A 10010-nucleotide genomic window follows, 5' to 3' on the forward strand; every position below is an offset into this window, starting at 1 on the left:
GGCTGCCCGTCCGTCACGTACGGGCAGCCACCGGCGCAGGGGAGGGGCCGGGGTGTTCAGGCCCGCTCGGCCACTGCCCCGGCCGGAACCTGGACCTCCTCCTCCGCTTCCGGGCGGGGCCGGCGCGGAATCCCCAGCGCGCACACCGCGCCCGCGAAGACCACGACGACGCCGACCCACACCGCCGGGTGCAGCCCGTCCACGAACTGCTGCGGCGAACCCGTGCTGCCGTGCGCCACGAACACCGTGCTCAGTACGGCGATACCGAGGGCCCCGCCGATCTCCCGGACGGTGGTGTTGGCGCCGGACGCCTTGCCCGCGTGCTCGCGGCTGACCGAGCCCAGCACGACGGCCGCCGTCGGCGCGAACACGAAGCCCATGCCGATTCCAGCCACGACCATCGGCCCGACGAGGGAGGGATACGCGGTGTCGGTGTCCGCGACCAGGTTGATCCAGCCGAGCCCGACCCCCTGGAGGAAGAGGCCCAGCGCCATCAGCCGGCCGCCGCCCACCTTGTCGGTGAGGAGGCCCGCGACGGGCGCGACGAACATCGGCATCAGCGTCCAGGCCAGGGTGCGGACCCCGGCCTCGAACGGGGTGCGCGGCGGCACGATCTGGAGGTACTGGGCGAGCAGGAAGAGGGACCCGAAGACACCGAAGTACATGGTCGCCGAGACGATGTTGGTGAGGGTGAACGCCCGCACCTTGTAGAAGGACAGCGGCAGCATCGGCTGTGCGACCCGCGCCTCCCAGGCGACGAACACCGCGAGCAGCACCGCACCCGCGGCGAACGCGCCGAGCACCTCGGCCGAGGTCCAGCCGTCCGTCTCGCCGTTCACGATGCCCCACACCAGCGCGAACAGGCCGACGGCGGCCAGCACCATACCGACCAGGTCGAGACGGACCCCCGGCAGCGAGCTTTCGCGGAGCGTCAGCAGGATCAGCGGCACGGCTACGACGCCCACCGGCACGTTGATCCAGAAGATCCACCGCCAGTCGAGCCCGTCGACCACCGCGCCGCCCACCACCGGGCCCATCGCGACGGCGAGGCCGCTGACCCCAGACCACAGACCGAGCGCCAGCCCGCGCAGCCGGTCCGGGACGGCCTGCGAGAGCAGGGTCAGCGACAGGGGCATCACGGCCGCGGCGCCGAAACCCTGCACGGTACGGAACGTGATCAGCTGCGCGCTGGTGTCGGCGAGGCCGCAGCCGATCGAGGCCAGCGTGAAGACGACGATGCCGGCCACGAAGACCGCGCGGCGGCCGAAGCGGTCACCGAGCGCGGCCCCCGTCATCAGCAGACAGGCGAAACTGAGGACGTAGGCGTTGACGAACCACTGGAGCTGTTGGGTGTCCGCCTTCAGGTCGACGGCCAGGGTGTGCAGGGCGGTCGAGACGACCAGGTTGTCGAGCGCGACCATGAACATGGGCACGCTGCACGCGACGATCGCGAGCCACAGCGGCACACGCCGGCCCTCGGCCGGCGGCGCGCCGGCCGCGTCCTCCAGGGCCGGGTTCTCTTCGGACAGGGTCATGGCGGGGGAGTCTCCTAGGGGAGGGGAGTGGCTGATCCAGTGATCCGGCGGTGGGACAGACGAGACAGGCAGGGCAGGCGGGGTCAGGCAGTCGGCGGGCTGCCGTCGGCGTCCGCGCGCTCCTGGGCGGCCAGCCGGTCGCGCGCGTCCGACCAGTCGATGGGCAGGCCCGCCGACGGTGTCTCCCAGAAGGTGAAGACCGAGCGGTCCATCGTGGAGCGCAGACCGCCCATGATCGACTTGTGGGGCTCGGTCCGTGCGTACGTGTAGAGGGCCTGCTTGTCCTCCCAGGCCGACAGCGTCCAGAACGTGCGCTTGAGCGGCTCGGCGATCAGTGAGGCGCCGTACGCGCCGGGCGCGCTCTTCACCTGCTTCCACGCGGCGAGGGACCGCAGGAAGAAGCGGGGCACGTCCCGTAGGGAGCGGACCTCGAAGCGGGACGCCATGACGTACGCCGTCGCGTCCGGAGCGGGCTTGTTGACCTTGGTCCAGGGCAGGGTGGGCATGGCTGCGGCCTTCTTCTGAGAGGCAGGATGAAGCAGAGGCATTCTTGGATACCTCCACTATCCATGTTAGACAGTAGAGGTATCCAATGACCAGAGCGGAGCCCGACCGATGCGCATGTCCGAGCTGAGCCGCCGCAGTGGTGTCTCTGTCACGACGATCAAGTACTACCTCCGCGAAGGTCTCCTCCCGGTCGGCCGCCAGCTGTCGGCGACGCAGGCCGAGTACGACGAGAACCACCTGCGCAGACTCCGGCTGATCCGCGCGCTGATCGGTGTACGAGGCCTGTCGGTCAGCACCACTCGGGAGGTGCTGGGCGCGCTCGCCGAGGACACCGCCGATACCCATCGCCTCCTGGGACTCACCCTCGGGGCGATCCAGCTGGCCGACGAGACGGAGCCGGACTCCCCGGAACCGGCCGAAGTCGACGCGCTGATCGAGAAGTTGGGCTGGAACGTGCGCGGGTCCGCACCCGCCCGCGCCACCCTGGCCGAGACCCTCGCCTCGCTGCGCACCCTCGGCTCGCCGCTGGACTGGCGGGTGCTCCTGCCGTACGCCCGGCTGGCCGAGGAGACCGCGGTCCTCGACCTCGACCAACTGGCCGGGATCGAGGACCCGTTGGAGGTCGCCGAGCGCGCCCTCCTGCTCACCGTCCTCCTGGAACCCGCGCTCATGGCGCTGCGGCGCATGGCCCAGGAGAACGAGTCGGCCCGGCGGCACGCGGACGCGACCGACAACTGACCTGCTGTGTCAGCCCAGTTCGCGCAGCAACTGGGCCGCCGCCTCCTTGCCTGCCGAGAACGCGGCCTCGTGCGAGCCGATCTGGTCGTGGTACTGCTGCTTGGAGTGGAAGTACGAGCCGCACAGTTTGACCCGGGGGCCATCGTTGACCTCGTAGATGGTCTGCTGGGCGCGGCGCATCGCCATGTCGAGGACCGGGTGCTCGTAGGCGAAGGTGCGGATGACCGTGTCCTCGGCGACCGGCAGCGGGTAGTCGAGGGTGACGAAGTAGTCCGTGTCCGACTCGAAGCCGTGCAGCTTGTTCATGTAGTAGGCCACGTACGTGCGCGGCTGCCCGTCCAGCGTGACCTTTCCGTAGTTCCACGCCTCCCACCGGGACCGGTCGGCCGGCATCACGGACGGATCGGTGTGCAGGACCACCGTGGAGGCGTTGTAGCGCAGCGGCGCCAGGAGTTCGCGCTGGCGGTCGGTGGGGTTCTCCAGCAGGGCGCGGGTCACATCGGCGTGCGTGGCGAGGACGACGTGCTCGAAGCGCTCGGAGCCGGTGGCGGTACGGACGGTGACTCCGTCCTCGTCCTGGTGGACGCCGGTCACCGGCTCGGACAGCCGGACCTTCGGGTCGATCGCGGCAAGTGCCTTGCGGACGTAGGAGATCGAACCGCCGCCCACGGTCCGCCAGTCCACGCGACGGCCGCCGAGGCCGCTCTCGTCGTGGGCCATGAAGAACGCGATCACGGTCGTGGCCGGCATCTCCCAGACCAGTTCGGCGGGCACCGACCACACCGCGCTGCACAGCAGGATGAAGTAGCCGTACCGGAACTCCTGGCTGTAGCCGCCCCGGTCGAGGTACTCGCCCATCGGCATGTCGGTGCGCTTGCGGAAGAAGTCCCGGCGCCCCTCCTCGTGGAAGCGGCGGGCCTCGCGCCAGATGGTGTGGAACGCCTCGGGATAGCGGGCGCGCACCTCCTCCTCCGGCAGGTCCATCTCCTCGCTGCCGTACTGCGTGCCCTCGGTCAGGTCGAAGAAATTGAAACCGCTCAGCAACTGCTTTGATTCCACGCCGAGTTCGTCGAAGAAGCCGCTGAGGTTGGGGTAGGCGGGGCGGTTGAAGACGACGAACGCGGTGTCGATGCCCAGGACCCGGCCCGCGTCCTCCACCTCGACGGTGTTGGCGTGGCCGCCGTAGTGGTCCTCGCGTTCGAACAGGGTGATCTCGGCGTGCTCGCGCAGGGCGTAGGCGGCGGAGAGGCCGGCGACGCCACCGCCGATGACGGCGATGTTGGGCTTGGCGGACATCGGGGCTCCTTGGGGTCGGGCGGTCGGCCAGTCGGTCAGTCGGTCAGTCGGTGAGGGTGGTGGTGATCAGTCCGCCCGGGGCGCCGTCCTCGGCGGCCACGGCCACCACATGGCCGGGGTTCGGGTGGATCAGGTCGAACTGCCAGTGCTCGCACGCCGATTGGGGTTCACCGGTGTCGTAGAGGCGGATGCGTCCGCCGGTCAGGCCGGTGAAGGCGATCGTGGACAGGTCCCGGCGCAGACCGGTGCCGAGCGCTTTGAGGTACGACTCCTTGAGCACCCAGTAGGCGGCGATGTGGCCGGGGCGTTCGGTGTCCGGGACGGTGGTGAGTTCGGTGCGTTCCCGGTCGGCGAAGAAGCGGGGCAGGTGCGCGACCGCGTCGGCGCGTGCCGGGGAGCGTTCGGCGTCCACCCCGCAGGCCCGGCCGGCGTCGGTGACCACGCAGGCGGTCAGACCGTCCGTGTGGGAGACGTTGAAGCGCAGCCGGTGGTCCGTGGACGGTTCGGGTTCCGGTCTGCCGTCCGAAGTGGTGTGGAAGCGCCAGGAGTTGAGCGGTCGTCCCGAGCGGGCACTGAGCGCGTGCCGCGCCAGCAGCCGGGCGGCCAGCCGGCGCTGCCGCTCCCACGGTGCGAGGACGCGTTCGCATCGCTCGCGCTCGGCCGGGTCGAGCAGGGCCGGACCGCCGGTGCGCGCGATGAACGACTCGGCGGCCGAGTCCGGCAGCAGCCACAGATGGCGGTCGGGGTTCGGCATCGGGCCGGCCGGTCAGAGTCCGGCGGCGGGCAGGTCGCCGCGCTCGGCGAGTGGGAACTGCCAGTACGAGAACAGCCGGTTCCCCCGGTGCAGTTGCCGCAGCACCCGCATCACGTCGTCGACCACGGCGGCGTCGGTCACGGCCTCGTGCGGGCGCAAGTGCCGTCGTACGCGCTCCAGTTGGAGGAGGAGCAGTGCGCCGCTGGGCAGCGGGGCGTCGAGCGCGGCGGCGGAGTGGACGTGGGTGTGCACGCAGGCGGCGGCAGCGTGCAGGAGGCAGTACTCCTTGGCCAGGTCGAAGAGTTCGGCGGACTGGCCGTACTCGCGGCCAAGCGACGCCTTGAGCGACGTGACCCGTTCCCTCAACGAGGCGGCCCCGGCGAGGAGTTGCTCCGCCGTGTCCGCCGCCCGGGTCAGCCAGTCGCGTTCGTCGGGCTTGGCTTCCCCGGCCAGCCGGCGCAGCCGTACGAGTGCGGCGGGCCCGGCGAGGAGGGCGTCGTCCCGGCCCCGGCTGTACAACTCCTGGTCCCAGGGCCGGTACAGCGGCAGTTCGCGGTCGATGCCGAAGAGCACGGCCGCGCGTTCGTGGGCCTCGTCGCGCAGAGTCCGGTCGGCTGTCGTGGCCGTGGTGAGGAGGCCGTCGAGCTGGAGCGCGATGTTCTTGAGGTTCACGACGGTGTTGCCGTCGGCGAAGTTGGCGACCGGCAGATCACGCAGCATCTTCTGGTGGATCGCGTAGTGCGGATGGTCGCGGAGGTAGAAGCGCGCGCCGAGGACGACATTGAGCTGGGCGAACGTGCGCTCCAGGAGCGTCGGCACGAAGTACTTGACGACGGACGACCACACGCTGGTCTGCTCCGGCACGACCTGGAGGGCCCGTACCGCGCCCAGGCTGACCGCGTCGGCGACCATCAGATCCGCGAAGCACTCCACCAACTGGCGGCGGGAGTACGGGACATCGGTGACCGTACGGCCGAAGACCGTGCGCTGCTCGGTGAAGTCGAGCGTGACGCGCAGCCCCGTGTCCACGGCGGAGAGAGCGATACCGCTGATGAGGGCACGGGCCGTCTGGGAGGTCTTGAGGGCGATCTCCAGGCCCTGTCCCACACGGCCGATCAGCGCGGAGTCCGGCACGAAGACCCGGTCGAGGCGGAAGCCGCTCATGTCCAGCCCGCGCAGGCCGTGCATGCGCTCGCGCGGCAGCTCGTCCACGGTCCCGGCGGGGGCCTGCCGTTTGTCGAGGACGAAGACGGAGTAGCCGCCGGGGCCGCCCCGAGGGTCGGTACGGGCGTGGACGCTGAGCCCGTCGGCGACTCGGCCGTTGCCGATCAGCCACTTCTCCCCGGTGAGGAGATAGCCGCCGTCCGTCTTCTCGGCGGTCATCTCGTTGGCGAGCAGATCACTGCCGTGCCGGCGCTCGGACAGGCCCCAGGCGTAGCGGTTGCCGCGCTGGATGGCGTCCACCATCGCCCGCTTCTGGGCGTCGGTGCCCGCCACCCAGGCCGGCATGAAACTGAGGCTGGTGATGATGAACGCGGTCGCGGTGGTCGGGTCCCGGCGGGCGATCAGCCGCATCAGGTTGAAGCCGATCTCCACGTCGCCCGCCTGCCCGCCCTGGGCGCGGGGGAGCGAGTGGTCCAGCGCGCCCCACCGCTGGAGGAGGTTCACGAACTCGTAGGGATAGTCCTCGCGTTCGTCGTATTCGAGGACGCGGGTGTACGGCATACGGCTGGTGGGGTCGTGCGGATCGCCCAGGTGGCGTTCCAGCCGTCCGGCCAGCTCCGTGAGGTCCGATTTCGGCACGGGGTGTCTCCAACGGTCAGTGGGCGGTGGCTGGTGTCAGTTGTTTCGGGTGCGCGCAGAAGAGTTGGTTGCGGGTGTGGAGTTGCGTGGTGATGTCCAGGGCGGGGAGTAGGGCGGGGGCCTCTCGGCGGGGGTCGGTGCCGTCCGCTTTCGCGAGGAGGTAGGCGAGGGAGGCTGTGAGCCAGCGGGTGTCGCCTGGGGGTGTGCCGAAGAGGGGGTAAGTGGGGTTGGCCCACCAGAGGAGGAGGGCGCAGGCGGCGGCGTGGAGGTAGGCGAAGCGGTCGGCTGCGTCTACGAGGCCGGTGTCTCGGTCGGTTGTGGCTATGTCTTCGGTCAGTTGGGTGAGGGTGGTGGTGAGGCGGGTTATGAGGGTTGCGGTTGTTTGGTCGGTCTGGGTGGTGAGTTGGGGTGCGATGTCGAACAGAGCTGTGGTTATGGGGGAGTTGCCTCTGGCCGTTAGGTCCAGGTGGGCGGGGGTGTATGGGGGGAGGGGTTCTGTCAGGTCGAAGAGCCTGCGTATGGGGTGGTGCTCTTCGTGGTTGGGTGCTGCGGCGTTGTGGCTTCTCGCGCAGTTCCCCGCGCCCCTGAGGTCGATCTCCTGGACGAGCGTTGGAAGTTGGGCCGCGTATCCGCGGAGGTTTGCCAGGGTGCTTGTGTCCACGACTCTCACCATGGCCGCGTCTCGTTGGAGTTTCTGGAAGAGGCCGTTGCCCGGGCCCTCTGTGCGGAGTACCGCGCGGGTTGCCAGGACTGTGGCGCAGCGGCGGATCAGGTCCTCGGTGTGCTCCGCGACCGCGTGCTTGGCGGCGCAGCCCCAGACGCTGAACACCTCCGGGAACACGTGGATGCCCCGGGCTGCGGTCAGCGCCGTGACGTCCGCTGCGAGGAGAGCCGCCGATGCGATCGCCAACTCCCGCCGGGGATACGGCGATTCGCGTACCGTCGTACGGCCGACCTGGCGGGCAGTCGCGAAGTCCAGGGTCAGGCGCAGGGCTGTGTCGGCGCAGCCGAGACTGCCGGCCATGCTCATCACCCGGACCACCTGCTGGGCCTTCATGACCGACTCCAGCGCCTGGCCCTCGTGGCCCACCAACGCCTCGGCGGGGACCGGGAATCGGTCGAAGCGGAGGTGGGCGAAGTCGATGCCCCGCATTCCGGAGGCCGGAACGGCCGGGCTGCGCTTTACGTCTTCGGACATGTCCAGCAGCACTGCCGAGAATGCCCCTGGCCCCCGCCCGCCCGTCCGTGCCACGAGGTACAGCGCCTCGCAGCGTCGGCCGAGGCCCACCATCCACTTCTCGCCCGTCAACTCCCAACCGTCTGTTGCTGGTTCGAGGCGGACGGTGTTGGCCAGCAGGTCGCTTCCGTGGTCGGCCTCCGACAGGGCGAAGCCCACCGCGCCGCCCCTGGCGAGGATCTGCGACGCGTGCTTCTGCTGTTCAGGCGAGCCGTGCAGCGCCAGGCAGGTCGCCGCGGTGATGCCGAACATGGTGGCCGGCATGATGTTGAGGTCCCGGCGGGCGGCGGTGCGGACCAGGACCATGCTGTGCTCGAAGGACTCGAACCGGCCGCCCCATTCCTTCGGCAGGTAGTTGAGGTGGAAGCCGGCCTCGCGCAGCGCGCCGCTCAACTCCTCGGGGAACGCGTCCTGTTCGTCCCGGCGGACGGCCGCCGCGAAGCCGTACGGGTTGTCCGCGTCGTACGGATCGCCCAGCAGGCGCTCGATCTCCTCAGGGGTCGGCGCGCTCATCGGGAACCCGCCGGTGCCGCCTGCGGTTCCAGGGGTACGGGGCGGTAGTCGGCGGCCGACGCGGGGATGCGTACGCCGGAGACGCGGAGGTGGGCCAGGCGGGTGTGGAAGGCGGCGCCGCGCATGAGGTGGTGGGCCACGTCGGCTACCCGGCGGTTGCCCGGGGCCTTGAGATAGCTGGCGGTGACCCAGTCGTTGAACGCGCCCATCGCCGGGCCGCACCACACCTGGTAGTCGAGGACGCGGTCCGGATCGCCGACCGTCGACCAGCGCGACGCCATGCCGAGGTACCAGCGGAACACCAGCGCCATCCGTCGCTTCGGGTTCTCGGCGGCGCGGGCCAGCTGTTCGGGGTCGCGGCGGCCGAAGTAGCCGACGCACTCCTGCCAGACGTCGTCCAGCGGGCGGCGGATGATCTGGGTCTCCAGCCGGGTGCGCTCGCTGTCGGGCAGCGCCTCCAGGCCGTCGTACGTCTGGTACAGCTCGTACAGGCGCTTGGCGCGCATCGGGAACAGGGTGCCCTTCTTCAACACCTGGAGTTCGACGCCCATTTCGAACATGTCGGCGGCCGGTGCCATCTCGCAGTCCGCGATGCCCGCGTCCGCCAGCAGAGCCTTCGTCGGCTTCGACGCGCCCGACTCCACGCACGACTGGTTGACCGAGCCGGTGACGACATAGGCGGCGCCCATGGTGAACGCGGCAGCCACCGAGGAGGGACAACCGAGGCCGCCCGCCGCGCCCACCCGGATCGGGGTGGGGTAGCGGTGGTCGTGCTGGACCGTGTCACGCAGGCGGAGGATCGTCGGGAGGAGCGCGGTGAGCGGGCGGCGGTCGGTGTGGCCGCCCGAGTCGCCCTCGACCGTGATGTCGTCGGCCATCGGGATGTACTTGGCCAGGTCCGCCTGCTCGGCGGTGATCAGGCCCTGGGCGTGGAGGGCACTCACCACCGCTGCCGGCGCGGGGCGCATGAAGCGCTCCGCCGTCTCCGGGCGGGAGATCTTCGCGATGACGCGGTGTGCGGCGACGACCTCCCCGGACGGGCCGCGGCGCAGGCCCGCCAGGCGGTAACGCACCACGTGCGGGCTGAGGCTCATGAAGGCCGACGCCTCCACGCACCGCACCCCGTACCGCAGGAACAGCTCCACCGCCTCCCGCTCCAGGCGCTCCTCGCTCGGGCTGTGGATCAGATTGACGGCGTACGGCAGTCCCGGGATCTCGGTGGCGAACCGGGTGAGCGCCTTCTCGATGGTCTCGGGCAGCAGTCCGGCCGCCCCGTACGAGGCGAGGAAACCCTCTCTGGCCAGGGCGATCACCAGATCGGCGGAGGCGATGCCGCCCGCCATCGCGCCCGCCATGTAGGCGTACCGGACGCCGTGCGCGGCCAGGAAGGCGGGGGAGCCGAGGGCGCGCGGGGGCAGGGGGCCGGTGGCGGCCAGGAGAGGAAAGCCGTCTCCCGGCGTCGCCCGGCCGCCGGAGACGGCGCCGATGCCGGTCGGGGTGCGGACGACGAAGGCGGGCCGGTCGAGGTCGGCGAGGGACTGGTAGATGCCGGCCGGGTCGGTGCCGGGGCTGCTGTCTCCGTACCACCGCAGAGGAGTGGTCTGGGTGTGCATGGTCGGGGTCTTCT

8 protein-coding genes are annotated in these 10010 nt (G+C 70.5%); 1 reads left to right on the top strand and 7 read right to left on the bottom strand.

The window, feature by feature from the left end:
- Positions 1-56: 56 nt before the first annotated feature.
- Positions 57-1535: an MFS transporter gene (locus tag ACWDR4_RS13485; RefSeq protein WP_450407805.1), complete on the bottom strand. Its 1479-nt coding sequence runs from the start codon at positions 1533-1535 to the stop codon at positions 57-59.
- An 83-nt stretch (positions 1536-1618) separates the two neighbouring features.
- Complete coding sequence (locus ACWDR4_RS13490) at positions 1619-2041, bottom strand: DUF3291 domain-containing protein (protein WP_450407808.1); 423 nt, start codon at positions 2039-2041, stop codon at positions 1619-1621.
- A gap of 109 nt (positions 2042-2150) precedes the next feature.
- On the opposite strand from ACWDR4_RS13490, the gene ACWDR4_RS13495 reads away from it, so the two are divergent.
- The gene (locus ACWDR4_RS13495; protein ID WP_450407811.1) at positions 2151-2780 is read left to right on the top strand and encodes a MerR family transcriptional regulator; all 630 of its coding nucleotides are present in this window, start codon (positions 2151-2153) and stop codon (positions 2778-2780) included.
- A 9-nt stretch (positions 2781-2789) separates the two neighbouring features.
- Here the strand turns inward: ACWDR4_RS13495 and ACWDR4_RS13500 are convergent, their stop codons facing one another.
- From ACWDR4_RS13500 to ACWDR4_RS13520, 5 genes are read right to left on the bottom strand one after another with little or no spacing between them, the layout of a single operon-like run.
- Positions 2790-4076 (bottom strand): NAD(P)/FAD-dependent oxidoreductase, encoded by a 1287-nt coding sequence (locus ACWDR4_RS13500; protein ID WP_450407814.1) that lies wholly within the window; start codon positions 4074-4076, stop codon positions 2790-2792.
- A 43-nt stretch (positions 4077-4119) separates the two neighbouring features.
- A complete protein-coding gene (locus ACWDR4_RS13505) occupies positions 4120-4830 on the bottom strand; it encodes a 4'-phosphopantetheinyl transferase family protein (RefSeq protein ID WP_450407816.1) in 711 nt (236 codons plus the stop codon).
- Between the two features lie 12 nt (positions 4831-4842).
- Positions 4843-6633: an acyl-CoA dehydrogenase family protein gene (locus ACWDR4_RS13510; protein WP_450407819.1), complete on the bottom strand. Its 1791-nt coding sequence runs from the start codon at positions 6631-6633 to the stop codon at positions 4843-4845.
- Positions 6634-6649: 16 nt separating this feature from the next.
- On the bottom strand, positions 6650-8383 hold the full coding sequence (locus ACWDR4_RS13515; RefSeq protein WP_450407822.1) for an acyl-CoA dehydrogenase family protein: 1734 nt from the start codon (positions 8381-8383) through the stop codon (positions 6650-6652).
- Positions 8380-9996, bottom strand: coding sequence for a PfaD family polyunsaturated fatty acid/polyketide biosynthesis protein (locus ACWDR4_RS13520; RefSeq protein ID WP_450407824.1), 1617 nt, complete (start codon positions 9994-9996; stop codon positions 8380-8382). The genes ACWDR4_RS13515 and ACWDR4_RS13520 overlap by 4 nt, the downstream gene beginning before the upstream one ends.
- Between the last annotated feature and the right edge of the window lie 14 nt (positions 9997-10010).

The sequence above is a fragment of the Streptomyces sp. NPDC000878 genome (assembly GCF_053599695.1).

Coding starts and splice junctions, on each gene's coding strand:
- ACWDR4_RS13485 (WP_450407805.1), bottom strand. CDS start 1,535: ATGACCCTGTCCGAAGAGAACCCGGCCCTGGAGGACGCGGCCGGCGCG.
- ACWDR4_RS13500 (WP_450407814.1), bottom strand. CDS start 4,076: ATGTCCGCCAAGCCCAACATCGCCGTCATCGGCGGTGGCGTCGCCGGC.
- ACWDR4_RS13495 (WP_450407811.1), top strand. CDS start 2,151: ATGCGCATGTCCGAGCTGAGCCGCCGCAGTGGTGTCTCTGTCACGACG.
- ACWDR4_RS13490 (WP_450407808.1), bottom strand. CDS start 2,041: ATGCCCACCCTGCCCTGGACCAAGGTCAACAAGCCCGCTCCGGACGCG.
- ACWDR4_RS13520 (WP_450407824.1), bottom strand. CDS start 9,996: ATGCACACCCAGACCACTCCTCTGCGGTGGTACGGAGACAGCAGCCCC.
- ACWDR4_RS13505 (WP_450407816.1), bottom strand. CDS start 4,830: ATGCCGAACCCCGACCGCCATCTGTGGCTGCTGCCGGACTCGGCCGCC.
- ACWDR4_RS13515 (WP_450407822.1), bottom strand. CDS start 8,383: ATGAGCGCGCCGACCCCTGAGGAGATCGAGCGCCTGCTGGGCGATCCG.